This window comes from Tateyamaria sp., from assembly GCF_039945315.1.
Classification (GTDB): Bacteria; Pseudomonadota; Alphaproteobacteria; order Rhodobacterales; family Rhodobacteraceae; genus Tateyamaria.
This window is the reverse complement of sequence record NZ_JBDUXB010000044.1, coordinates 21905-45051: the sequence shown is the minus strand read 5'-3', so window position 1 is coordinate 45051 and position 23147 is coordinate 21905. Positions and strand designations below refer to the sequence as shown.

The window sequence follows — 23147 nt, the reverse complement described above, 5'->3', positions numbered from 1 at the left end:
CAAAACCAGTCCCGAGATCATTCGTCTTGCAGTGATGCTGTACGTTCGGTTTCCACTTTCGCTGCGGAATGTCGAAGACCTGCTTCACGAACGCGGGATCGATGTCAGCCACGAAACTGTCCGTTATTGGTGGAATAGGTTTGGCCCGGTGTTTGCTGCGGAGATCCGAAAGCGCCGGATCGAAGGTATGAAATCCAGTCGCTGGCGCTGGCATCTGGACGAGATGTTCGTGAAGATCAACGGCGAGCGACATTATCTATGGCGGGCTGTCGATCATGAAGGCGAAATCCTGGAAAGCTTCGTCACAAAGACACGTGACAAGAAAGCCGCATTGAAATTCTTAAAGAAAGCAATGCGTAAGCACGGCAGGCCTGACGTGGTCCTGACGGACGGGCTGGCATCGTATGGCGCGGCTTTGAAGGAGATCGGCGCTGCAGGCAGACAGGAAACCGGTCGCTGGTTGAACAACAGGGCCGAGAACTCATATCTGCCGTTCCGACGACGAGAGCGGGCGATGCTGCGTTTCAGGCGTATGCGAAGTTTGCAGAAGTTCGCCGCCATCCACGCTTCAGTCTACAATCACTTTAATCAGGAACGCAGCCTTTCAACGAGACCAAATTTCAAGCTCAACCGCGCCGCCGCTCTGGCTGAGTGGCGTGGTCTTGGCGTGAATTAATGGACAGTGTCACTGTCCTTGCGGAGACTGGTTCGAATTAGTCTGGCAGCACCCTCTAGAGCCCCATCGTCTTCGAGCAAAAGAAATGAGAATTGAGCTAAACCTCTACACGAAAGCCTGGCGAGTCAGGATGGTGCTAAGTCACAAACGGTTGCGGCGTCACTTTTCTGGACAAAATTGGGCCCAACAATCGCCATCGTTGGTTGCCATCAAATGGACAGGACAAGCCGGTTCAATGAATTTTTCAAAGGCGGCCCGTCTGTTGAAAAAAGTCATACCATCGAGGCTGTCGCAATGACATATCAGAACCAGCTTTCGCAGCTCTTAGCCTTCGAAATTGGCGTATCCTCAATATTTAAGACGGGCACATTCATTTTTCTCATTTGCTGCTTGGCAGCTTTCCTACCAATAGCTGCTAACTCATCAACAAACGACTTTCTCAAAGTGAAACTGGCTATGAAAGCCCCCACCGGCGCACAGGGTATCTGCGACAAATATGACTGGGTCTGCTCTACGTCTCGCGTCAACAGCCGCTTAAGCCAGAGTGACTTAGAGCTTATCGATACAGTCAATCGTCGCGTAAATCGTCAAATCCGAAACGTAGCAGATGTCGTACAGTATCGGCGTGAAGATTATTGGACTCTGCCTAAGTCGGGCGGAGGGGATTGCGAAGATTTTGCTTTACTCAAAAAACTCGAGCTTGTGCGTGCCGGAGTCGCCCCACAAAGACTGCTTCTGGCGACCGTGTTGGATCACAAGCGACGGTCGCACGCCGTGCTAGTACTTCGTACAGACGCAGGGGATTTCGTACTCGATAATCTCTCAAATCAGATTAAGCCTTGGCGAAAGACAAATTACACATTTTTGCGAATGCAAGACCCTGATAGGCCTGAAAAATGGGTCGCTTTAGTGATAAACGGTTAGCGTTAGAGTTTGGGTGCAAACAAACGCAATTGTTCAGCCACAATCATATTCTCATGACGCTGCAAACAACCTTAATGGAAGTCAGCGAACTTCGCACCGCATCTCCGCCAAACCAGCAACCGTAGAGACATCAACTTGTTGGTTGAACACAAACACTCATTCGTTGCAGCGGCTGGACTTCCTGGATTTCTTTGGTTCCGCTCCCGTCGTCATTTATAAAAGCAAACCGTTGGTCAGCAATAAGCCGCCCACCCTTACCATTTGTGACTAGATTGTGTTGCCAAAGAAGCGAATGTGTGGCATGACACCATCGTGAGAGAGCGGGTGTGTGTTTATGTTTGCACAATCGCATGTTTGTAACGATTTAATATCAGGTTGACTAAAATGCCCGTCAAAAATCTTTTCGCAGCAGCTTGTGTTGTTGCCATTCCCAACATCGCCAGTACTGCAACTCTACCGCTCGAGATCGGTGGTGGTTGGTCTACTTTCAGGTTTTCTGAAGACGACAAGGGCGGGGCATGGATGGACAGCCGCGCACTTACTCCAGACGAAATAGCGAATAAAAGTGCCGACTTAGAGGTTCTGTCGTTTGATTTTACTCTCGATAGGAATGCCGTACTTCAGATTACGGACGGCTACACGCTCGGCGACCAATTTGAAGTTTTCAACTACGGCAGCTCTTTGGGTAAAACGTCACAATCGACTATTGGCTTTCATTTGAACGTCAACATGTCTGATGCGGATGCAGTTGCAGCACTTCAAGCCAAGCTTGATGCTGTTCCAAACATTGGGGACGATTGGGACAATGCTTTCCTTGACAATCGTTGGAGCTCCGGTTCGCTTTTTTTAAGCGCAGGAGCGTATTCTATTTCAGGAAGAGTGACAAGCCAACCTTTGTTGTCTGGCATAGGGGCGGTTCGGCTCGTAGCGCCAGTGCCGGTACCTTCCTCGATAATGTTCATGCTGACTGCGGTTGGCGGGTGTTTTGCGTTTTCACGGTATCGCAATCGCAAAGCAGGCGGGATAGCATGATGCTTGGTCGTACAACTTTCTTCGCCGTACCAATTTTGGCTTCGTTGGTGCTGTTCACGCCGCTACCTATCGCAGCAGCTGAAACGGCAACCGTTTGCGATGCGAAGTACGCCCGTCAGACTCTGAGAACCGATGATTTGTCCGCAATCTGCGCCTGCCAGGAAGTTACAGTGTCCTTCATTTCGCGGATCCAGAGAGACAGGAAGTTTGGTGAGGTACTGGACTACACCTATGTGTCTTGTCCATTGCTTGCAGGACTGTTGACCGATACTGCCACGGCGTCTTTGGAAGACGAGGAACCGCATGAGAGAGGCGGCGATCCAGTAGAGTCTCCGCCAGAAAACCCACCTTCGGAACCGCCCTCGGAGCCACCTGTGTTCGAGATTCAGTTGCCTGACAATGGCTTTGGTTTTTAGCTTAGAATAGTGGTTGTCTTTGCTCCGACTTTTGGAGGGCCATCGAGCGGCCACTTTGGATTAATTTTGTTGAATAATTCGCTCAAGCTTGGCGGGTTCCACCGAAAAGTCTGACCATAAAGTGTTGAAAATGAGGCGGTAATGCTTGCACTCTCTTGTGAGCCGCCTAGTATGGAAAATTTGAAGTTACCAAATAGTTATGCACCGCGTAACAAGTCACAGGTTTTGGAAATGAGAATGAACTTTTTTGCAGTTTCTGCGTTCGCTGTTTGGAGCGTTATTGCAGGAACATCGGCCTCGGCCGCTACCGTTACGCCTGACGTGCTCACCATTGAAAGTAATGGCAATCGTGCCAACGGAGCCGCTCTTGCCGACGTCAAGGGAATCGAAGAATTGGGCGACATTACCGGGTTAACCGCTGGGATTGCCGGTAGAATCGTCAACGCGGTCGACACGTTTTCGTTCACATACAATACCAGCTTCAACGTGGACTTCGCGAACCTCCTCGACACGGCGGGAGTGGATATTGATGGCTGCGAAGGCTTCGATGGCAGCGACTGTAGTGTTGGTTCAAGGAACAATGAGCCCGGTCGCACGGCAATTTTCTCTTTGAGCAATGGTGTTGATCACGTTCTATCCGCGGTATTTTCGAGCACCATCGCCGCAGGAACATCAATATTTTCCAACGTAGCAGCGGGCACCTACACGTTCACCATTGATGGAACAACCGGTAAGGCTGGTTCCGCATATGACATTGCAATTTCGGCTACTCCTGTTCCAGTCCCCGCTGGAGCTCCTTTGCTGCTATCTGCACTTGGTGTGGCAGGGCTCGTCAGACGCAGGAAGCAAAAATGTTCAAGCGTTTCATAAGCTAATAAAAAGATGCTTTTGGGCCTTTTATTATGCACAAGGCTCGTTGATAGACGTAGGGCACCATTGAAATCGTGATGTGGAATTGAAGACTGCATCAGCCTTTCGCCAGAGTAACGGTCTTTGTGTTATCGTCGTGAACTCGCAAAGTGCATTTTCTGCGCGTAGCTGCTATTCGTGCATATCGCAGTATCGGTCTACCTGCAGTATCTTATGAACCACAAAGATGGCGTATCAGAAGCCATAACGGCGGTGCACAAGAAACATTTGTCAGCTGACAATCCTAAAACCTTATATAATTCAGATACTTAGAAAATATTGCCGCCGGCAATATCTTGCGGAAATGCACTCAAGCGTGCGAACCGTTAACAAATGCTTACCCACGCCTCTGCATTTTGCCCAAGTCTTTAAGCAAAGAGGCTTGTGATGCCTATTTCCGACAATTTTCATGACTATGCGACTTGTTCGAGCAGTCCTGTTCAGGGTGGTTTTGACATTACACCTGCGGATGGTGCCGATCTTGCCAAAGTAACCCGTGCGCTGATGGTGAGCGGTGAAGGGGATGTGACAGTTACGCTTAAGAATGGTGATGTCATCATTTTGCCCAGTCTGACGCCCGGCGTTATCTATCCGATCCGCGCCACGCAGGTGGCAGTCACCGGGACGACGGCGACGGGCATTAAGGGGCTGATTTGATGCTGGCAGTCGCGGTGGGTATGCAGCCGCAATATAGCAGCCGTGTCGCGGTCCCGTTTCCTACTGGCTTTACCTGGGATCAGGGGCGGTTTGGGTTTGATTTGACCCGTTCTGGTGGGCGGTTTGAGACCGATCTGAACCCGCGTGACTTGATCGCCCCGGCCGTTTGGTCCCACCCAGCCTTCCACGTTGATCGAGTCGGGAACGACTCCAGTGACGGTGTGGGCGCACAGGACGGCGATTTTTTTAACGCAAAGCGCACGATCCATGCGGAATTTGATGCCAGGAATGCAACCGACGCATCCTATCGTGTGCTCGTCAATGCCAACACTTTTTGGGGCAGCGCCTTTGCCCGCAATGGCCAGATTGAGCCGGAGCAGCCGGTTGCGGTGCATATGCGCATACAGGGCCGGTCTCCCTTGCCAGCGTGTAGCCAGAATTATCGCTGCGATCACTGGCAAAAGTAAATGGAGCAAAAAAGGGCCAACGCCAGATCGAGGAAGCGTTTTCCGATGCGCCAAAAAAGCGCTGTTCGGTAGTAAACTGATTGCGTTTTGACGATCAAACAGCAGTCAAGCTGCGCCATGGCAAGGCTCCGTCATGTGAACCCACCCACACACCGGTTACCCTTCTTTAAGCATTGTGGAACTTAAAAGTTCGTAAACGGAGACAGAAAAATTCTAGGGGTTTTGGGTGTGTCGTGATCTCAAAGGCCGCACATTCAGGTGATCGTCTCAAATGTCGTCTTGCCCGGTTCGATCAGAGCAACCGTCAGACGCCCGGTCGCGTAGGCCCCGGTGTCTATTGCAATACGGCCCCGGGTGGCGATTGGTTCCCCAACAATTGTGTGGCCGTGGACGATCCAAACACCATCTGTCCTTGTGGCCTTGGCAAAGTCCGGGTGGCCCCAGTGCAAGACTTTGTCGGTTTGGTTTTCTATACTTTGCGCAGGGTCGGCGCCTGCATGGACAACAGCCATATTGCCAGACTGCCAACACTTTGGCAGTCTTTTCATCCATGTGATCAGGTCTGGGCCCATAGCCTCCTGCAACTGATCACGCGCCTGGACCAGCGCGTCGGTGCTACTGGTTTCCGTGACACCGGCAACGCCGAAACTTGCCAGCGTCTGCAATCCCCCATAGCGCAGCCAACGCGCCCCCAAACGTGTGGGGTCCTTCAGGAAATCCAACATCATCTCTTCGTGGTTGCCGGACAGGCAAATGATGTCGGGTCGTGCGTGAAGGATGTTCAGAACTTCGGCGCTGTGGTCCCCGCGATCAACGTAGTCGCCTACACAGATCACCGGGTAGGCGGGTTCAAGGCCTATAAAACGCTCGAGTAAATCGACGCACCCATGAATGTCGCCTACAGCAATGAACGGGCTTTCAGGGGCTGTTGCCGGAAAGTCCGAGCTAGCAACAAATCGCCTAAACAGCCTTTTGATCATACGCCAATCTCAGGTAAGTGGTGTTGCAATAGAGACGTAACCTGTCTTGACAGTCTTAGGGATTGTGGATCGGGAAGTGAAGGCTTCCACCTTTGGTTGATAAATTTGCATTTAGTAGTGAGAAGGGCAGCCAATGAAGCTGCGATACCTGGCAGTAACGTTTGGTTGCTTTGGCCTCGCCGCAGCTGAGCCTGTCAGCGCGCAAACACTCTCGACACTTGGCACGCTCGGCTTGATCGATATGCCGACGGCCGAAGTGCTGGAGGACGGTAGCGCGCGCCGGCCACAAATGGGAAATCCCTTAATCTTGATTATGTAAATTTTATGGGCGAGATGCGCGACCAATCCCGCTTTGCGCTGCCGTTTGGACGCACAGCTAATCTGGCGGATGCCATGTTTGACACTGCGCGCGGTGTCTCAGTTGAGTCCGCAGACATTTCACAAATCTACGTTTTGCGCGCTTCGCAGGACCCGAGGGAGTTTGGTGCTATGACGGCTTGGCATCTGGATGCACGAAACGCTGCAAATTTCACCTTGATGACGAATTTCCAGATGCGCCCTGATGACGTCATGTTTGTTGCGCAACAGCCCATTACGACGTAGAGCCGGAGGGTGTCGCAGATCTTTCCGTCACTGATCAATATGGTCGACATCGCAACGACAAATTAAGAAGGCTATTTCTATGAATCCCACTCCGGTCCTTTTGTGCGGCGGCTCGGGCACACGGCTTTGGCCGCTGTCTCGCAAAAGCTATCCCAAGCAGTTCGTGCCGCTTCTGGGCGAACAGACTCTGTTTCAGGCCTCGGCGGAGCGGTTGCGGTCTTTTGAGAAACCGCTGGTCATCACCGGGTCTGACTTCCGCTTTATTGTGACCGAACAACTTTCCGCTCTTGCGGTTGATCCGGGTGCGATCCTGATCGAACCCGAGGGGCGCAATACGGCGCCCGCTGTTTTGGCGGCCGCACTTTATCTATACGCACAGGACCCGGACGCTGTGATGTTGGTGTGTCCGTCTGATCATCTGATTCCTGATACTGATGACTTTCATGCCGCTGCTATGACCGCCCTGGAAGTTGCGCGGACAGGTCAGCTGGTCACGTTTGGTATCAAACCGACCTATCCTGAAACGGGCTACGGCTATCTCGAACTGGAAAAGGCCAGCGACGGCCACCCTGCCCCTTTGTCGCGTTTTGTCGAAAAGCCCGATGCAGAAACCGCTGCGACGCTCGTTGCGTCAGGCCGGCACATGTGGAACGCAGGGATTTTCATGTTCAAGGCGTCCGCCATTATTGATGCGTTCAAGGCACATGCACCCAACCTGATCGACCCAGTGACCGAGGCGGTGGACAGCGCCGAGGTCGACCTTGGGTTCCTGCGCCTCGCACCGACGGCTTGGTCCAAGGTCGAAGATATCTCGATTGATTACGCCGTGATGGAACGTGCCGACAATCTGTCTGTTGTCCCCTACACCAGTGCATGGTCTGACCTTGGGGGTTGGGATGCCGTGTTACGGGAAAGCCCGCAGGACGAGCGCGGCGTTGCCACCCATGGCCATGCTACCGCCATCGATTGTGACTCTACGTTGCTGCGTTCCGAAAGCGACGAATTGGCGTTGGTTGGGATCGGGCTCAAGAACATAGTCGCTATCGCCATGAACGACGCAGTCCTTGTTGCCGATGCTTCACGCGGACAGGATGTCAAACTGGCCGTGCAATCTCTGAAAGCGCAAGGTGCTTTGCAGGCCGAACAATTCCCCAAGGATCACAGACCCTGGGGCTGGTTCGAAAGTCTTGTGATCGGTAACCGGTTTCAGGTGAAACGCATTGTGGTCCATCCAGGCGCAGCGCTGAGCCTGCAAAGCCATCACCACCGCGCCGAACACTGGATCGTTGTCGAAGGTACAGCAAAGGTAACCGTGGATGAAGAAGTTAAGCTGCTGAGTGAAAACCAGTCTGTCTATATTCCGCTGGGTGCTGTGCACCGCATGGAGAACCCAGGCAAAGTGCCTATGGTTCTGATCGAAGTGCAGACAGGTTCGTATCTGTGTGAGGATGACATCATTCGGTACGAGGATGTTTATTCTCGCGGCCAAGGTGCGAAGGGTTAAGTTGCACAGAGGCCAAACCACGACGGATTCGCAAGCGGTCTGCTTTTTGACGGCTTATCCGGCAACCCCACCACCGCTGTCGACAAGACGTGAGGCGTCCTCTGATGATTTGCGCGAACTGCGGCACTGTCAGAAGAAACTTGCTTGAGCCGGGCAGGGCGGTTTCGTAGCGTCTAAAGATGACAAAATCTGACCCATTTCGCTATTTCAAAACAAGTCGTGAGATTATCCGCCTGGCGGTAATGCTTTATGTCCGGTTTCCTCTGTCCCTTCGCAATGTTGAAGATTTGCTCCATGAACGGGGCATCGATGTCAGCCATGAAGCCGTCAGATATTGGTGGCATCGGTTCGGGCCGATGTTCGCGTCCGAGATCAGAAAACGGCGGATTGCGGGCATGAAATCCAGCAAGTGGCGCTGGCATTTGGACGAGGTTTTCGTGAAGATCAACGGCGAGCGGCATTATCTATGGCGGGCTGTCGATCATGAAGGCGAAATCCTGGAAAGCTTCGTCACAAAGACACGTGACAAGAAAGCCGCGTTGAAATTCTTAAAGAAAACAATGCGCAAACACGGTCGCCCTGAGGTGATCGTCACGGATCTGTTGCGCTCGTACGGTGCGGCCCTGAAGGAGATCGGTGCAGCTGGCAAACAGGAAACAGGCCGCTGGCTGAACAACCGAGCGGAGAATTCACATCTGCCTTTCCGACGACGAGAACGGGCGATGCTTCGCTTCCGACGCATGCGAAGTTTGCAGAAGTTCGCCGCCGTCCATTCTTCCGTCTACAATCACTTCAATCAGGAACGCAGCCTTTCAACGAGACCAAATTTCAAGCTCAACCGCGCCGCCGCTTTGGCTGAGTGGCGTGGTCTTGGCGCGAGTTAATGGACAGTGTCACTGTCCTTGCGGAGACTGGTTCGAATTAGTCTGGCAGCACCAGTCTGGCTCATCTTGTTGGTTTGATTATGCAACGTGCCGTTGATCATGAAGGGGAGGTTCTGAAAAGCTTCGTCAAGAAGACACGGGATCGCAAGGCAGCATCGAAATTTATAAAGAAATCAATGAAGCGCTACGGTCGCCCTCATATACTGGTGACCGACAATCTCCGATCCTAAGGCGCGGCGTTGAAGGATATTGGCAATGCCGACAAGCAGGAAACCGGTCGCTGGCTCAACAATATAGCGGAGAATTCTCACCTGCCGTTTCGACGACGAGAACGCGCCATGCTTCGTTTCAGACGAATGCGAAGTTTGCAGAAATTCGCCGCCGTTCACGCTTCCGTCTATAATCACTTTAATCAGGAACGCTGCCTCTCAAGTCGAACCAATTTCGAGCTCAACCGCGCTGCCGCTCTTTCCGAGTGGCGCTGTCTTGGCGCGAGTTAATGGACAGTGTCACTGTCCTTGTGGAGACTGGTTCGAATTAGTCTGCCAGCACCCTCAACCTCACCTGATGTTTGGGATCTGCAAATACCGGTCTTCTTTATCAGTGACTTGGCGCCCATCCTTCCCGTCAAAACTCGACGTACTTGTCCTGCCCTAAGTAATGGTCGCGATGGTTTGCCGTTTAGTGCACCGTCATGCGCTTGTTCGGTTCCAAACAGAGTTAGAAGTTGGTCTCTATCTTCTTTCGGCAACCCGAGAAAGACCATCTTTCCCAATAAGAGGTTCTCAGTTCTGGCCCCATTCGCGGTGACAATACCATGATCTCTGCACGCAAAGTGCCACCAAGTGATCCGGTGCTTCCCCCGCATCTTCCGAATTCCGCGAAGTGAGGTCAGGCTCTTAGCTGGAACAAGTGTAGACACATTGAAATGGTTCTCCAACTGACCTTCTTCACCTACGAGAATGCGGTGCTGTGGTGAAACGACAAGATCGGACACGGGCCGGTTTAGGCCCAGCGCACCAGCTTGAATCAAAATTGGGCAATCCTCATCGCCATCGATCGGATGAGAATCTTTGTGGATCCAGATGATCTCCTGAACGCCCTGATCCAGAGTCGAGACGGGATCTCCCTTTTTGAGGGTTTCAACCGCGCGTGGGCCGTAAGGTGTGTCGATCTGCGTTGCAGGACCAAAACAGACTACGCCGGTGTTCTCGTCAGTAAAGAAACTGTTGTCCGCCGCAGCTCCAGTGAACGCAAGTGAATCTCCTGCTCCAAATTGGTCATTGTCAGAGTAATCAACAGTATTGCCTAGCGAATCCAGCGCGTTCGACTGGTTGAGGATACTATCATCCGCCTGGTCTGCCCAAAGCTCGAACAAGGTGTCATAGTGGGATGAAAGGTCTATGAAGTCGTTGTTGGTGTCATCTCCATCGTTAAGAGCACCGGTGTTTCCTGCATTGAAATCAGAGATGGTGTCGTGACCGTCTCCCGTTCCATAGATGAACGTGTCATTGCCATCACCTCCAACAAGCGCATCGTCACCAGTGCCACCATCGATGAAGTCATCTCCTGCGCCGCCGTCAATTGTGTCGTTGCCGGTTTTGGGGGGAGCCACGGACGTGGTCGTCATTTGCAAGTCGCCAAGGGCGATCGCGTGGTTGCCGAAATCGAGGTCGGCGTTGTTGTAGTCAATCATGATTGAGGAAACGGGGCCCGCAACCGTTACTTGGGCATAGCCGTCTATGTCGTCCGCATCAGAACTGCCGCCCCCGCCCACCGCTGTCGTAGCGGTCGCTGTCGCGGTGCCGCCGGGGCCAGTGCTTGAGGTGATGGTCGTAGCATTTCCGGGCGTTATGGTCACCGGGACCTGATTGCCATTGGCGTCATATGCAGTGATGATAACTTGGTCCAAAAATTGGTCGGCAAAATTGTCGATGTCAAAAAGACCAAACGAGACATCTTCGACATCAATGGCTGTGGCAGGGTTTCCCGGATCGGTAAAGTCGATACTGGCAGTCAGCGCGTTTTCGTCCGTCCCACTACTTCCACCGCGAAGATAAATCGAGGAGGTATCGTCGCGGTTATCAAAGTCATAAAGAGGAGTTGTCGTATCCATCGTCGCTTCGGTGAAGTTCGTCTCTTGAGTAATTGAGAGTTTGACCTGAATGTCGCCATTTACCGTGTTTCCAGTAATGCCGCCTTTGATGTCGGCGTCGTCTGCAATTCCTTGGTCCTGCCACGAAAATGATGTAACCTCACCGATCACGACCTCAGGTGGGCTGTCACCGTAGATGGTATCGCTTCCGTCACCGCCAACAATGTCGTCGTTGCCCGCGCCGCCCTCTATGGTGTCGTCGTCACTGCCGCCATCCAAGGTGTCTTCACCGCTGCCACCGGTCATGGTATCATCGCCGGCGCCGCCACTTATATCCACGCCAGAAACTATGGCCGTGCCATCAAAGATATCACCCTGATTAGTTAGCGAAATGTCCTCAATTTGCGAAAACGTCGCCGTGTCGGTTCCGTCTGTCAGGGTGCCGGCCTCGGCGCCGGTCATCGTAACCGTCGCGCCTGTGGTCAACGCGCTGGCATCCAATGCGTCTTGGTCCGTGCCACCTTCGCCACCAAAGACGATGTCATCGCCAAATCCATCGCTCAGTTGAATTGTGTCGGCATCGTCACCAGCCAGAATTGTATCCGCACCCGCCCCCGCGTTGATCGTGTCATCACCAGCCCTGGCGTCGACAACTTCGACATCGCCATCCGCACCATCAATCGCGTCACCATCGACATCGACGAAACCGGCACCGATGGCGTCGGCCCCTGCCGTGCCGTCCACGGTGCTAGTTAAGACCTCATAGGAAGCTTGAGCGTTATCAAAAAACAACTCTTCGTTGTCATTGCCGATCTTCACGAGCCGCAATATGACCGGCTGATCGTTTAGCGCCGTGTCTTGAACATTGCTTACAACAATTGCTGTTTGCAGCGTGTCATTGTCGCCAGTATTGCCGGATGTCGCACCAATAACGGTAGTGCCGACAACAATTTCAATTCGATAGTTCTGGGCACCCTCATAATCGGGATCGCCGACATCAATCGAAAAGGTTATTTCTTCGTTAGCGTCGTAAGTGTAGCCTAACTGCTGTTCCAGTGTTGATCCGGCATCATAAAGATAAGCGACATCTGAACCAGAAGTGTTGCCTATCTCGCCATTGTCAGGGTCATAAACGCCACCGGAGCCGGAGGTGATTGTCCAGCCATCAATCTGGCCACTACCAGCACCGCCATATGTCCAGTCACCATTTGAAAGATCCTGACCTTCAAAACTCGCATTGGTTATGGATATGCTCGGCATCGATCTTGGCCCCCAACGTTTTATATTTTGGCTTAGATGGGCGGTGGGATAGGTAGCCCGTCGGTTTGGGACGATATACCGCGCGACAATGCTTATTTATGTCCCACCTAGAGCGCGATTTAGGCAAGATCTCGGCCAGAACGAGAAATGTTCAAGGCTACACGGATTGCCGGCCATAACAAAGAGATCCCACGTGAAGGCACTGTCAGAAGGGTCTTGTCAGACAAAACCAACTTGAGACGGGCAGGGCGGTTTTGTAGCTTGTTGAGATGACAAAACGCTCCCCATTTCGCTACTTTAAAACCAGCCGGGAAATCATCCGTCTTGCCGTGATGATGTATGTTCGATTCCCGCTGTCACTTCGGAAGGCACTGTCAGAAGAAACCAGCTTGAAGCGGGCAGGAGGGCGGGTTTGTAGCGTTCAGGCAGAGCGCAGCGAACGATCGCTCTGAGCCCATTGCCGACATTTCCAACGCCAGCCGCAAATGGGAGGTTCGGTGAAAGATGCACGCGGTTCTGGGTGCCTGCGGCAACAAGCAAAGCCTAGCCAATCGGCCCATAATTCGGCGATTGGACAACAAAGATCAACAATGCCTTACACAAACCAAAGTTCGAGCATCTTTTCGCGATAATAAGACGTTATTCGATTTTGATAGAAATACAGAACGAGGAAAAAAATTGTGAAGCTTACAAAATTAATTGGTATGGTTTCTCTTGCCATCACGGCCACTACAGCCGCTCAAGCAGCGGTAGTTATGAACGTCTGGGAAGATGGCACCGATGTCAGGGCTCAAGTCCGCGGATCACTGGACATGAGCGGTTATGACAGTCAATTTAACTCCACTGGCGGCAGTTCTTTCTCGCAATCTGCCTTTCTCCTAGGCCGTGATGGGGCAACGGACGTCATGGACAGCTACCAGTTTAATTCCGTCACCACGCCAACCACTCTGGGGCCACTTTTTAGTTCTAGTCCACCTTCATCATCCCTGGGCAGCGATTTCGGCATGAGCTTCGGTGGGTCGGCAGCGAACACAACGATTGTGAATGTCGATCAGGGTTACACTAACGGCGATACCATCACTACGGACTCGCTCTGGGCTACAGAGACCCTTGTAAACATGGGTTTGGCATCAGGAACCTACCTGTTTACTCTACCAAGGGACACGATCACGATTAAAATCGGTGAGGCCCCAGCGGTGTCGGCTGTGCCGCTGCCTGCATCTGCGCCACTCCTGGCTTTCGGGTGTGGTTTGATGGCATGGGCCGGACGGCGACGTCGTACTTAGTTTCACGATACTAGGCGCGATCAGCCGCTCAGGCTGACCGTACCTTCCCGCTTGTAGCGAACGGCTGCTTAGTCCGCAACTCGGTCATAGCCCCATCGAACTTCGCTGCAGGCGGACCCAATGTCCGCTTTTCTCGCTGCAGCGCAGCTGATGGTTAGGTCAACTAGATTGCTGCATCTGCGAGTATCGGTGCCAGACCATGTCTGCTTTGGGCTCGAAGCGGCCATTCGCTGCTCTCTGCTTGAACGACCGCTCTGCGGACAAAGCCGCCTAAAAGGTGCACTCAGCTTTCAGGTTAGGATGTTCACTTATAGTTAGAACATGCAAAAAAGGCGGTGAATTAACACCGCCTTTACCATCGAGTAATATTCGATGACTGACTAGATTTTCTTTTGGCGGCGTTTTACAGCTGCCAAGCCACCCACACCAGCCAAGAGTAACCAAGCTGCGGCTGGAAGCGGCACCGTTGACAAGCCTATGTCGTAGGTGGCGCCGGGGCTACCGTTTTGGCCATCGATTTTAAGAATGAAACTACCTGCAGTCCCGGTAAAGTCGAGTGCGTTCTCTGTACCGGCTCCAAATGCTGCGGCAGTCACCGTATTTGTGAAGAGAACCGAGTCGTCTGTCGCATCAAGAATCGAGAAAATAGCAGTTGTTGTGTCACCGTTGCCGGCGAAACTGCCAGCAGGGTTTGTGATATCTGAACTGTCAAAATACAGTTGATCATCGATTGGCAAATCTACAAACCGGATAAACCATCCAGTGTTTGTCTGGAACCTCCACTTATCTACCGCTGTAACGATACGACCGGCAATACCTACATCTGCCCCAGAAGTGATAAGACCCAAGTCGGTGGTACCGGTAATGTCCCCCGTTGCATCGGGACGGTTTCCAGTACTCTCGATATAAATTGGATCGAAAGTGGCTGCCATCGCGCCACTTGCTGACATAAGTATCGCGCTGATTGTCATTAAAACTTTATTCATCATTATACCTTCCTATGCTCTCCTTATTATATTTTATTAAAGAAAAGCGTGCGCAGTCTATGATTTTAGGCAGTCTTTGCCACAATTTTGCCTCATTTCCTTGTCGCGTTAGTTAAGCTACGCCAAATGCGGGAACAACTCGCAACTCAGGCTTGAAGGCTTGGCGCCCTCTTCAATTTTTGATCGATGTCGCAACAAAAGAGAACGTTATATGAAAATGGCAGCACGCAGTGATTCGTGCTCGACAAACGCTCCCAAATCCTACGTTTGACGGTAACAAACTACTGATTATTTTTGCTGCGTCGCAGTGCGACGATTTGGTCAACGACATTGCATCACCTGCAAATGTCGGCACCGCAGTATGTCCGCTTCGGGCTCAAAGCAGCCATTCGCTACAGCCTGGGTGAACGACCGCTCTGCGGGACATTTCCGACATTGGATTTTGGCGCTTCGCTGACGCAGCAATAGTTTGCGAATGCGGCACGTTCCGCGCTGCGGCACAGCACATGTCGTCATTCCGGACATTCGCGGCTTTCAAATTCACTCGAACCGAAACCGCCTTTTCGCTGCGCCTTGATCCTACAACTCAGACGCGGACGAAACCGACCTCTGAGCTTTGTCAACCAATGGCCGCTTTCGATAGACTGCTTGCGCGGCCGATAACTCCAAGTACGGAAGCAGACATGCGATGCGTATGCGGAGGAGCGATGCCTGGCCGAGAAGCCAGACGTTCAATTAAGGTTACTGCGCATCGCAGAGTTTAGGTATCGAAATGAGATGATCGTGGACATAAAAAGCTACGGATTCTCATTTTGCCACCCCGTATGGCGCTGACGACGATAGCGAACTAGTCAGGCGATGCGCGATGAGTGACTTGGCGACTCTTGAAAACGTTGCATCCCTCGTCACCTGCGCCGCCACGATTGCGCCGTCAATCAGGACGGTCAGTTCGCGGACGAGCGTGTCTGGGTCCTTGTGCCCAAGTTCCATGGCTTGCGCATGAATCCACAGATTGACGTGAGACTTATGCGTCTTGGCCGCGTTGCGCAGAGACTCGTTTTCTGATGTCGCCTCTCCGATTGCGTTGATGAAAGGGCAGCCGTAGAATTCTGGATCGCCGAACCAGTCTTCCAGGATGTCAAAGACCGCGCAAAGCTTGTCTTTTGGCGTGCCTTTCACCTGTCCGAGTTGACCAAAGAACCAATCGCGCCACGCTTGCCCTTCACGTTCGAGGACAGCGTCGATCAATTTATCTTTGGACTTGAAATGCGCGTAGAGCGTCGATTTGGCGGTTCCCGCCCGGCTGGCGATTGTGTCGACGCCCGTGGCTGCAAACCCGTGATGGCAAAACAATTCCGTTGCCGCGTTTACCACGCGGTCCCGTGCGGATGACGCCTGGCGGCCGATACACGTCCAGGCTGCAGAGGTTTCAAATGTTTCGCTCTTCATTTCGATTGTCATCGTTTCGTCTTTTCATGGACTAGTTGCGTCACGCTGCCGTTTCCATACCGGTCTGTTCGATTCTCCTGCAAAGCGTCAAGAGATTCTGTAGTGCCTATAAATCCATCAAGTTGGACCTCTTTGGCAAGAAAAATCACGCAAACTGAGCAAATTTACCAAGTTACCGGGGGCGACCCCGTCCGCTGCTTGACACGAATCTGTTTCGCGACTGACCCTTAGGTAGGACAGACCTGTTTGATTGCGCCGTGGGGATAATGCTGCAACTGAGATCCAAACAAGAGGGCCTGAAGGCCGTCGACGCATCGACCGATGCAGGCGTTGCGTCTGATGGTCCGATGACGGAGGCCAGTCGTCGTTATTTGGAAGTGACGGGGATCGGGCATGCCTACACCCGTAGCGGCCCCACGGTTTTGAAATCAATCGACCTGACTATTCCACGGGGTGAGATTGTCGCTTTGATCGGGCGTTCGGGAAGTGGCAAGTCGACCTTGCTTCATATGATTTCCGGTTTGATGAAGCCCTCTGAGGGTGCGGTGCATATTGGGGGGCAACGTGTTGAAAAGCCGTCACCTCTTTGGGTGATGATGTTTCAGGCACCGTCCCTGTTTCCGTGGATGACGGTTGCGCAGAACGCCGCGCTAGGCTTGCGTTATGCGAAGAAAACGGAGGGCGTGGACGCCCGTGTGCGCGAGGTGCTGGATCTGACGGATATGGCGGATTTCGCCGACCGGAACGTGCAAGACATATCTGGCGGGCAACAGCAAAGGGTGGCGTTCGCGCGCTCGATCGCGCCGGAGCCAGAGCTGTTGTTGTTGGACGAGCCGTTTTCTGCGCTTGACATATTCACGCGCCGTGCGTTGCAAAACGACGTGCGCGACATTGCCAAAAGGCTTGGGCTGACTGTGGTCTTGGTGACGCATGATGTGACCGAAGCGGTGCAGATAGCAGACAGAGCTGTCTTGTTGTCCAGCGGGCCGGGGCAGGTGTCCGGGGATACGAAGATCGACGTTTCGGACGCCGACAGGCTTTCACAGTCCAAGAAATTTCAGTTGGAAACGACCCGCCTGCGCACGCTCTACGCAGAGATCGCGGGCATGGGTTGACGTAAATGATGGGGAAAAAGATGACAGATAGAAGTGATAAAACGACGACCGAGTGGGATGACGAGGAATACTTCGCCTCTGACTTCACCCGCCGCGATACGCTGGATATGCTGGCAAAAGGGGGGCTTTTCGCCTCGTTGTCCGCGATGATGGCGGGTTTGCCGCAGCAGGCCTACGCGCAAGACGACGAAGTTGTGCGCATCGGTTATTTGCCGATCACTGACGCAACGGCGCTTTTGGTGGCGCATGCCAAGGGGTTCTTCGAAGACGAAGGGTTAGAGGCAGAGCGCCCGACGCTGATCCGCGGCTGGTCGCCTTTGATCGAAGGGTTCGTGTCGAACAAGTTCAACCTTGTGCACTTCCTCAAGCCGATCCCGGTATGGATGCGGTATAACAATAACTTCCCCGTAAAAATAGTGTCTTGGGCGCATACCAACGGATCTGGCCTTGTGGTGGGTGGGCACACTGACATCACTGATTTCAGCCAGTTGGGTGGCAAGCAAGTCGCCGTGCCGTTCTGGTATTCGATGCATAACATCGTGCTGCAATATGCCTTGCGCCAAAGTGGGGTGACCCCTGTGATCAAAGCGCAGGGTGAGCCGCTGGCGCCGAATGAATGCAATTTGCAGGTCATGCCGCCGCCGGAAATGCCGCCTGCCTTGGCGGCCAAGAAGCTGGACGCCTATATCGTGGCTGAGCCTTTCAATGCTTTGGGCGAGTTGATGGCGGGCGCGCGGATGCTGCGCTTTACCGGCGACATCTGGAAGAACCATCCGTGCTGCGTTGTCTGCATGCACGAAGAGGCGACAACCGCCAAGGCGGCCTGGACCCAGAAGGTCATGAACGCTGTTGTGCGGGGCGCGATCTATGCCTCTGAAAACAAGATGGAAGTGGCCACGTTGTTGTCGAAGGACGGCGAGGGGTATCTGCCTGCGCCGGCCCCGATCGTGCAGCGCGCGATGACCGTTTATCAGGATGACGACGCTTATCAGGAAAGTGGCGTGATCCATCACCAAGCTGAATGGCAAAACGGGCGGATCGACTTCCAGCCGTGGCCATATCCGTCTGCGACCAAACTGATTGTGGAGGCGATGGGCGAGACGGTGGTGTCTGGCGATACGACGTTCTTGCAAGGCCTAGACCCGGAATTCGTCGCCAATGATCTGGTGAACTACGAATTCGTCAAGAACGCGCTGGATGCGAACCCATCCTGGGTCAATGACCCGTCGGTGAACCCGGGCGATCCGTTCAACCGTGACGAGATCCTGAAACTATGACCGACAGCCCGGCCATTCCTGACCCATTCCGCCTGCCTTCCTTCGGTCGTTACCGTGGGGTTGTCAGCGGTTTCGTCGGGGTCGCCGGGCTGCTGTTCATCTGGTGGCTGGGTGGCCGGTGGGTTGCCAATTCACCCGGTATGTTTGCCTTTTCCATGTTCGCGCCAGAGCCTGCTTTGACGCGCCTGTGGGACATGATCATATCTGGCGAGGTGTGGAAGATGTCCATCCCGTCGCTGTACCGCGTTGGTCTTGGATTGGTTTTTGCCATCGCGATTGGCGTGCCAGTGGGCATCGCGATTGGCCGCATGGTGATCCTGCGTGAAGTGACGAACATCCCGTTCCAATTCCTGCGTATGATTTCCCCGCTGTCGTGGATGCCGATTGCCGTGATGGCCTTTGCCACATGGGATGCCGCGATCATCTTCTTGATCACTGTCGCGGCGGTCTGGCCGATCATGTTTTCCACGGCTGCCGGCCTGCGCCGGCTTGACCCGGCGTGGCTGAAGGTGGCGCGCAATCTGGGTGCGTCGCCTTGGCACCAACTGACCACCGTGATCCTGCCCGCGATTGCGACCGATATCTTTACCGGCATTCGCCTTGCCCTTGGTGTGGCGTGGATCGTGCTGGTCCCGGCGGAGTACCTTGGTGTCACGTCCGGCCTTGGCTACGCGATCAACGATGCCCGCGACACGCTGGATTATTCCCGTCTGGCGGCCACCGTGGTGGTGATCGGGATCATCGGATTTTTCTTAGATTACATCTGCTTAAAGGCGGTTCAGCACCTGAACTGGGTGCGTGAGAGTTAAATGAAGGAGGACCACATGTCTGAAACTGCAACTGTCCTAACGGGCTGTCTCGCGCCGATTGACAAGACAGGGTTGAACACCCTGATCCAAAACGGCAAGGCCAACCCAGAGGTCATCAAGACCCTGAAGTGCAAAACCGTGGCTGAGGGCAAGTTCCGCCATGCGAACTATATCCGCGACCTTGAGCCCTACATCGTGGACGAGCCGCCGGGCCTGCTTGGCGATGATACTGCGCCGAACCCGTCGGAGGCCTCGCTTGCTGCCCTTGGGTCCTGCGTGGCTGTCGGCCTGCATGCCAACGCGGTGCATCGCGGCATGACCGTCAACAAGCTGGAGCTTGAACTGGAAGGTGATCTGAACATCACCGCTGTTTGGGGCACGGGCGATCTGAATGAGGCGAAGCCGATTGGATTTACCGATGTGCGCATCAAGGTGGATATGGAATGCGAAGACACGCCGAAATCGGTCGTGGATGAGCTGGTGGCGCATGTCATCAAATACTCTCCCGTATTCAACACCTTCTCTCGCCCCGTGAACATGGTTGCTGAAACCATCTAAGGAGACCGCTATGCCGGCCACCGCCGTATTGGAACAGCCTTCAACGATGCTTGCGGACGTGTCCGCCATCGCAGATCGAACGCTTTGCCCGCGCGTGCGGGAGATTGACGAAGGTGCCTATCCTGAAGACATCATGCGCGCGCTGGGCTCTGCCGGGGCCTATGGCGCGCATATGGGCGGTGGCGGCGTGACGCTGACCGACACGATTGAAGCGATCTCGACCGTTGCCGAACACTGCATTTCAACCGCGTTTTGCATGTGGTGTCAGAATGCCTTGGGTTGGTACATCGCCTCGTCTGACAACACCGCATTGGCCCCCTTGGCTGACAAGGCCGGATCCGGAGAGGTGCTGGGCGGGACGGGTCTTTCCAACCCGATGAAGACGTTTTTTGGCATCGAAAAAATGCGGCTCAAAGGCACCCGCGTGGACGGTGGCTATACCGTCAAAGGCGCATTGCCTTGGGTGTCCAACGTTGGGGAAGACGGCTTTTTCGGGATGGTGTTTGAAACCACCGATGAGACGTCAAAGCGGATCATGGCGGTTGCCGATTGCGCCCAAGACGGTGTGAAAACCGTTCTGGATCATGAGTTTATGGCGATGGGCGGCACGGCCACCCGCGCGGTGCAATTCAGGGATGCGTTTATCCCTGACGAGATGATCCTTGCGGACCCCATTGATGGTTACCTGCAAAAGATCCGCCCCGGCTTTGTCTTGATGCAATGCGGCATGGCGATTGGCATGATCCGGTCGTCCATCGCGCTGATGCGGCAAGTTGATGGGCAGTTAGGTCATGTGAACAAGTATCTGGAAGACCAGCCCGAGGATTTTGAAAAGATATTGGGTGAGGCTGAAGCAGAGCTGTCTACGCTTGCGTTGACGCCTTACGATACGTCGATCTCGTATTTCCGCCGCGTCGTCGCGTTGCGTCTGAAAGGGGGAGAAACCGCCATGAAAGCCGCCCATGCCGCGATGCTGCACCAAGGCGCGCGGGGGTATGTCTCTGGCGGTGCGGCACAGCGCCGCCTGCGCGAAGCCTATTTCATCGGCATCGTCACGCCTGCGACCAAGCAGCTGCGCAAGATGCTGCATGATTTACCAAAAGCCTGACCGAACCATACGCCTGACCGAAAAGGGGATTGAAATGCCTTCCGTACTTATGACGCCTGAAGAGTTGAACGCAGCCGATGACGTTGTGATCATCGACACCCGCGACCCCGAAAGCTTTGCCGCCGGGCATATCGCGGATGCCGTGAACCTGCATGACATTTTCACTTTTCTTGCCACGTCCACGCCGGAAGGCATGGCGGAATTGAGCGGTAAGTTCGCCGAGGCCTTTGGCGCAGCCGGGCTTGATGGCACAAAGACGGCTGTCATCTATGAACAGTCAATGAACACGGGCTTTGGCCAGTCTTGCCGCGGCTACTATCTGCTGTCCTATCTTGGATACCCGAGCATCAAAGTCCTGCACGGTGGTTTGGCCGCCTGGGAAGCCGCCGGGTTTGATCTGACAACAGAGGTTGTGACGCCTGCGCCTGCGACCTTCCCAATCGATCCGGCCGGTGCTGCGCTGATGTTGACGGCTGAAGACGTCAAAGCCGCGCTGGACGACCCTTCGGTCGCCTTGTTGGACGTGCGTGACGTGGATGAATGGATCGCGGACAGCTCTTCGCCTTACGGCAAAGACTTTTGCCCGCGCAAGGGCCGGATTCCCGGGGCGGTCTGGATTGAATGGTATCGCTTGATGAAGCCAACGCCTGCCGGTCCGATGATGAAGTCGCCCGCTGAGGTGCTGGCTGAATGTGCAACCGTGGGCATTACGACGGAAACACCGGTGTACATTTATTGCTTCAAAGGGGCGCGGGCCTCGAACAGTTTCCTAGCGTTGAAAGAAGCGGGCGTGAAGGATGTGCGGATCTATTTCGGGTCTTGGAACGAATGGAGTCGCGACGAAAGCCTGCCGATCGAAGCGGGCCTGCCCTTCGCCGCAGAATAGCGCACAGCATGGGGGGCACGATCACATATTACTTTGCGCCAATTTCCGGCTATGCCTATCTGGGGCACCCGTCCTTGATGGCATTGGCCAAAGATCACGGGGCAAAGGTGGTGTTCAAACCGCTGATGATCGCCAAGGTCTTTGCGGCGAGCGAGACAACGCCCCCTTTCGCCCAAAGTGCCCCGCGCAAATCATACCGGATCGAAGATCAGGCGCGGTGGGCGGCGCAAAAGGGCTTGGCCATGACGGCGACGCCTGCGCATTGGCCGACTGATCCCGGCCCTGCCTGCAAGGCAATTATTGCGGCAGGTCAGCTGGGGTTGGATCAAGATGTCATCACGTTTGGATGTCTGAAAGCCGTGTGGGCGCAAGAGCGCAATATCGCGGAAACCGAGACCCTTGCGGACATTCTGGATGCCGCGGGCTGTGACGCGGCCAAGGTGCTGGACCTTGCTGCGACGGATGCCATCGCCGCAGAGGTGCAGCAGATCACCGAAGAGGCGATTGCGGGCGAGGTCTTTGGCTCTCCGACCTACGTTTATGGCGGGCAACGGTTCTGGGGACAGGACCGGTTGGATTTTCTTGGCCAAGCCATGCAGACGGAGGCAGGGTGATGTTCCTGCATCTTGACGAACCGCAGCAGCAACGTGCGATTTTGATCGATAGCAATGATGCGCGGCGCGACACATTTCAATTGATGCTGGGGAACCGGAACATCTCGCTTGAGGGATGTTTTGACAGCATCGACAAAGCTATCGCGGATCGGTTGGAACCGGAGCTTGCGATGGTGCATGTGGAGCGTGCCGGCGGGAGCGAACTTGCGGATTTAGCGCGGTTGCGCCGTTGCAAAGCCTGTGCCGTTCTGGCGCTCGTGGATGAAGCTGAACAGGCGGACATCGAAAGGTTGCTGGAAGCTGGGGCGGACCATGTGCTGCCGCTGGGCCTGCAAGCCGACCGGTTCAGCATCGCCACATCAAGCGCGCTGGCACAAGCCCGCAAGCAGCGCCAGATCGAGCGCGATAAGATACAGGCAGAAACGGCGTTGAGCGAGGTCAAACGTATCGCACGCGCGAAGATGATCCTGATCGCGCGGCACGGGATTGATGAAGAAGAAGCGCACCGACGGGTGCAGCAGATGTCGATGGAACGCAATTTGCCACTGGCCGATATGGCTGGGCAGATCATCGACGCAGAGAGTTTGCTATGTTGAGCCTTGGCCCAGCGAGCAACGGTTTCGGCGCTAATGGGGGCGCACAACGAAACCAC

Annotated in this window: 24 protein-coding genes and 2 pseudogenes; 22 read left to right on the top strand and 4 right to left on the bottom strand. The window is 54.2% G+C overall.

Annotated elements, in window-relative coordinates; all coding sequences use genetic code 11:
* Positions 1-16 precede the first annotated feature (16 nt).
* The 7 genes from ABJD00_RS13750 to ABJD00_RS13720 all read left to right on the top strand — a co-directional run bounded on the left by ABJD00_RS13750 (position 17) and on the right by ABJD00_RS13720 (position 5081).
* On the top strand, positions 17-676 hold the full coding sequence (locus tag ABJD00_RS13750) for an IS6 family transposase (RefSeq protein WP_413858881.1): 660 nt from the start codon (positions 17-19) through the stop codon (positions 674-676).
* A 213-nt stretch (positions 677-889) separates the two neighbouring features.
* Positions 890-1600: a transglutaminase-like cysteine peptidase gene (locus ABJD00_RS13745; protein WP_413848629.1), complete on the top strand. Its 711-nt coding sequence runs from the start codon at positions 890-892 to the stop codon at positions 1598-1600.
* A 384-nt stretch (positions 1601-1984) separates the two neighbouring features.
* On the top strand, positions 1985-2632 hold the full coding sequence (locus tag ABJD00_RS13740) for a hypothetical protein (RefSeq protein ID WP_413848627.1): 648 nt from the start codon (positions 1985-1987) through the stop codon (positions 2630-2632).
* A complete protein-coding gene (locus ABJD00_RS13735) occupies positions 2629-3048 on the top strand; it encodes a hypothetical protein (protein ID WP_413848625.1) in 420 nt (139 codons plus the stop codon). The genes ABJD00_RS13740 and ABJD00_RS13735 overlap by 4 nt, the downstream gene beginning before the upstream one ends.
* A gap of 141 nt (positions 3049-3189) precedes the next feature.
* Positions 3190-3918: a VPLPA-CTERM sorting domain-containing protein gene (locus tag ABJD00_RS13730; RefSeq protein WP_413853609.1), complete on the top strand. Its 729-nt coding sequence runs from the start codon at positions 3190-3192 to the stop codon at positions 3916-3918.
* A 426-nt stretch (positions 3919-4344) separates the two neighbouring features.
* Complete coding sequence (locus ABJD00_RS13725; protein WP_413848621.1) at positions 4345-4614, top strand: spike base protein, RCAP_Rcc01079 family; 270 nt, start codon at positions 4345-4347, stop codon at positions 4612-4614.
* Positions 4614-5081 carry a hypothetical protein gene (locus tag ABJD00_RS13720; RefSeq protein ID WP_413848619.1) on the top strand — a complete coding sequence of 156 codons (468 nt, stop codon included), beginning with the start codon at positions 4614-4616 and terminating at the stop codon, positions 5079-5081. Before ABJD00_RS13725 ends, ABJD00_RS13720 begins: the two co-directional genes overlap by 1 nt.
* A gap of 254 nt (positions 5082-5335) precedes the next feature.
* Here the strand turns inward: ABJD00_RS13720 and ABJD00_RS13715 are convergent, their stop codons facing one another.
* Positions 5336-6061, bottom strand: a complete 726-nt coding sequence (locus tag ABJD00_RS13715; protein ID WP_413848617.1) for a metallophosphoesterase — start codon at positions 6059-6061, stop codon at positions 5336-5338.
* Between the two features lie 133 nt (positions 6062-6194).
* Here ABJD00_RS13715 and ABJD00_RS13710 point away from each other — a divergent pair, with 133 nt between their 5' ends.
* The 5 genes and pseudogenes from ABJD00_RS13710 to ABJD00_RS13690 form a co-directional block, all read left to right on the top strand.
* Positions 6195-6380, top strand: a complete 186-nt coding sequence (locus ABJD00_RS13710) for a hypothetical protein (protein WP_413848615.1) — start codon at positions 6195-6197, stop codon at positions 6378-6380.
* 5 nt (positions 6381-6385) lie between these two features.
* A complete protein-coding gene (locus ABJD00_RS13705) occupies positions 6386-6664 on the top strand; it encodes a hypothetical protein (protein ID WP_413853607.1) in 279 nt (92 codons plus the stop codon).
* Between the two features lie 79 nt (positions 6665-6743).
* Entirely contained in the window at positions 6744-8168 is a 1425-nt protein-coding gene (locus ABJD00_RS13700; protein ID WP_413848611.1) for a mannose-1-phosphate guanylyltransferase/mannose-6-phosphate isomerase, read from the top strand.
* A 179-nt stretch (positions 8169-8347) separates the two neighbouring features.
* Entirely contained in the window at positions 8348-9052 is a 705-nt protein-coding gene (locus ABJD00_RS13695) for an IS6 family transposase (RefSeq protein ID WP_413853605.1), read from the top strand.
* Between the two features lie 86 nt (positions 9053-9138).
* A pseudogene (locus ABJD00_RS13690) lies at positions 9139-9552 on the top strand (DDE-type integrase/transposase/recombinase); the annotation flags it as partial.
* Here ABJD00_RS13690 and ABJD00_RS13685 read toward each other — a convergent pair.
* Positions 9549-12407 (bottom strand): Hint domain-containing protein, encoded by a 2859-nt coding sequence (locus tag ABJD00_RS13685; RefSeq protein ID WP_413849512.1) that lies wholly within the window; start codon positions 12405-12407, stop codon positions 9549-9551. The pseudogene ABJD00_RS13690 and the gene ABJD00_RS13685 overlap by 4 nt on opposite strands.
* Before the next feature lie 269 nt (positions 12408-12676).
* On the opposite strand from ABJD00_RS13685, the pseudogene ABJD00_RS13680 reads away from it, so the two are divergent.
* Positions 12677-12772 (top strand): annotated as a pseudogene (locus tag ABJD00_RS13680) (IS6 family transposase); the annotation flags it as partial.
* Positions 12773-13087: 315 nt separating this feature from the next.
* Entirely contained in the window at positions 13088-13693 is a 606-nt protein-coding gene (locus ABJD00_RS13675) for a PEP-CTERM sorting domain-containing protein (protein ID WP_413849514.1), read from the top strand.
* A 380-nt stretch (positions 13694-14073) separates the two neighbouring features.
* On the opposite strand, the gene ABJD00_RS13670 is transcribed toward ABJD00_RS13675, so the two are convergent.
* Positions 14074-14682, bottom strand: a complete 609-nt coding sequence (locus ABJD00_RS13670) for a VPLPA-CTERM sorting domain-containing protein (RefSeq protein ID WP_413849516.1) — start codon at positions 14680-14682, stop codon at positions 14074-14076.
* Between the two features lie 804 nt (positions 14683-15486).
* Positions 15487-16140, bottom strand: coding sequence for a TetR/AcrR family transcriptional regulator (locus ABJD00_RS13665; RefSeq protein WP_413849518.1), 654 nt, complete (start codon positions 16138-16140; stop codon positions 15487-15489).
* A 254-nt stretch (positions 16141-16394) separates the two neighbouring features.
* Between ABJD00_RS13665 and ABJD00_RS13660 the strand changes: the two genes are divergently transcribed.
* From ABJD00_RS13660 to ABJD00_RS13625, 8 genes are read left to right on the top strand one after another with little or no spacing between them, the layout of a single operon-like run.
* Positions 16395-17243, top strand: coding sequence for an ABC transporter ATP-binding protein (locus ABJD00_RS13660; RefSeq protein WP_413849520.1), 849 nt, complete (start codon positions 16395-16397; stop codon positions 17241-17243).
* A 20-nt stretch (positions 17244-17263) separates the two neighbouring features.
* Complete coding sequence (locus tag ABJD00_RS13655) at positions 17264-18520, top strand: ABC transporter substrate-binding protein (protein ID WP_413849522.1); 1257 nt, start codon at positions 17264-17266, stop codon at positions 18518-18520.
* Positions 18517-19329 (top strand): ABC transporter permease, encoded by an 813-nt coding sequence (locus tag ABJD00_RS13650; protein ID WP_413849524.1) that lies wholly within the window; start codon positions 18517-18519, stop codon positions 19327-19329. Before ABJD00_RS13655 ends, ABJD00_RS13650 begins: the two co-directional genes overlap by 4 nt.
* A 15-nt stretch (positions 19330-19344) precedes the next feature.
* Positions 19345-19887 (top strand): OsmC family protein, encoded by a 543-nt coding sequence (locus tag ABJD00_RS13645; RefSeq protein WP_413849526.1) that lies wholly within the window; start codon positions 19345-19347, stop codon positions 19885-19887.
* Between the two features lie 10 nt (positions 19888-19897).
* Positions 19898-20995, top strand: coding sequence for an acyl-CoA dehydrogenase family protein (locus tag ABJD00_RS13640; RefSeq protein ID WP_413849528.1), 1098 nt, complete (start codon positions 19898-19900; stop codon positions 20993-20995).
* Positions 20996-21029: 34 nt separating this feature from the next.
* Positions 21030-21881 (top strand): sulfurtransferase, encoded by an 852-nt coding sequence (locus ABJD00_RS13635; RefSeq protein WP_413849530.1) that lies wholly within the window; start codon positions 21030-21032, stop codon positions 21879-21881.
* Positions 21882-21889: 8 nt separating this feature from the next.
* Positions 21890-22495, top strand: coding sequence for a 2-hydroxychromene-2-carboxylate isomerase (locus ABJD00_RS13630; protein ID WP_413849532.1), 606 nt, complete (start codon positions 21890-21892; stop codon positions 22493-22495).
* On the top strand, positions 22495-23091 hold the full coding sequence (locus ABJD00_RS13625) for an ANTAR domain-containing response regulator (protein WP_413849534.1): 597 nt from the start codon (positions 22495-22497) through the stop codon (positions 23089-23091). Before ABJD00_RS13630 ends, ABJD00_RS13625 begins: the two co-directional genes overlap by 1 nt.
* Positions 23092-23147 lie beyond the last annotated feature (56 nt).

Bases quoted from the DNA above. Each gene is read 5' to 3' on its own strand.
- ABJD00_RS13745 (WP_413848629.1), top strand. From the start codon at position 890: ATGGACAGGACAAGCCGGTTCAATGAATTTTTCAAAGGCGGCCCGTCT.
- ABJD00_RS13740 (WP_413848627.1), top strand. From the start codon at position 1,985: ATGCCCGTCAAAAATCTTTTCGCAGCAGCTTGTGTTGTTGCCATTCCC.
- ABJD00_RS13735 (WP_413848625.1), top strand. From the start codon at position 2,629: ATGATGCTTGGTCGTACAACTTTCTTCGCCGTACCAATTTTGGCTTCG.
- ABJD00_RS13730 (WP_413853609.1), top strand. From the start codon at position 3,190: ATGCTTGCACTCTCTTGTGAGCCGCCTAGTATGGAAAATTTGAAGTTA.
- ABJD00_RS13725 (WP_413848621.1), top strand. From the start codon at position 4,345: ATGCCTATTTCCGACAATTTTCATGACTATGCGACTTGTTCGAGCAGT.
- ABJD00_RS13720 (WP_413848619.1), top strand. From the start codon at position 4,614: ATGCTGGCAGTCGCGGTGGGTATGCAGCCGCAATATAGCAGCCGTGTC.
- ABJD00_RS13715 (WP_413848617.1), bottom strand. From the start codon at position 6,061: ATGATCAAAAGGCTGTTTAGGCGATTTGTTGCTAGCTCGGACTTTCCG.
- ABJD00_RS13710 (WP_413848615.1), top strand. From the start codon at position 6,195: ATGAAGCTGCGATACCTGGCAGTAACGTTTGGTTGCTTTGGCCTCGCC.
- ABJD00_RS13705 (WP_413853607.1), top strand. From the start codon at position 6,386: ATGGGCGAGATGCGCGACCAATCCCGCTTTGCGCTGCCGTTTGGACGC.
- ABJD00_RS13700 (WP_413848611.1), top strand. From the start codon at position 6,744: ATGAATCCCACTCCGGTCCTTTTGTGCGGCGGCTCGGGCACACGGCTT.
- ABJD00_RS13695 (WP_413853605.1), top strand. From the start codon at position 8,348: ATGACAAAATCTGACCCATTTCGCTATTTCAAAACAAGTCGTGAGATT.
- ABJD00_RS13685 (WP_413849512.1), bottom strand. From the start codon at position 12,407: ATGCCGAGCATATCCATAACCAATGCGAGTTTTGAAGGTCAGGATCTT.
- ABJD00_RS13670 (WP_413849516.1), bottom strand. From the start codon at position 14,682: ATGATGAATAAAGTTTTAATGACAATCAGCGCGATACTTATGTCAGCA.
- ABJD00_RS13665 (WP_413849518.1), bottom strand. From the start codon at position 16,140: ATGACAATCGAAATGAAGAGCGAAACATTTGAAACCTCTGCAGCCTGG.
- ABJD00_RS13660 (WP_413849520.1), top strand. From the start codon at position 16,395: ATGCTGCAACTGAGATCCAAACAAGAGGGCCTGAAGGCCGTCGACGCA.
- ABJD00_RS13655 (WP_413849522.1), top strand. From the start codon at position 17,264: ATGACAGATAGAAGTGATAAAACGACGACCGAGTGGGATGACGAGGAA.
- ABJD00_RS13650 (WP_413849524.1), top strand. From the start codon at position 18,517: ATGACCGACAGCCCGGCCATTCCTGACCCATTCCGCCTGCCTTCCTTC.
- ABJD00_RS13645 (WP_413849526.1), top strand. From the start codon at position 19,345: ATGTCTGAAACTGCAACTGTCCTAACGGGCTGTCTCGCGCCGATTGAC.
- ABJD00_RS13640 (WP_413849528.1), top strand. From the start codon at position 19,898: ATGCCGGCCACCGCCGTATTGGAACAGCCTTCAACGATGCTTGCGGAC.
- ABJD00_RS13635 (WP_413849530.1), top strand. From the start codon at position 21,030: ATGCCTTCCGTACTTATGACGCCTGAAGAGTTGAACGCAGCCGATGAC.
- ABJD00_RS13630 (WP_413849532.1), top strand. From the start codon at position 21,890: ATGGGGGGCACGATCACATATTACTTTGCGCCAATTTCCGGCTATGCC.
- ABJD00_RS13625 (WP_413849534.1), top strand. From the start codon at position 22,495: ATGTTCCTGCATCTTGACGAACCGCAGCAGCAACGTGCGATTTTGATC.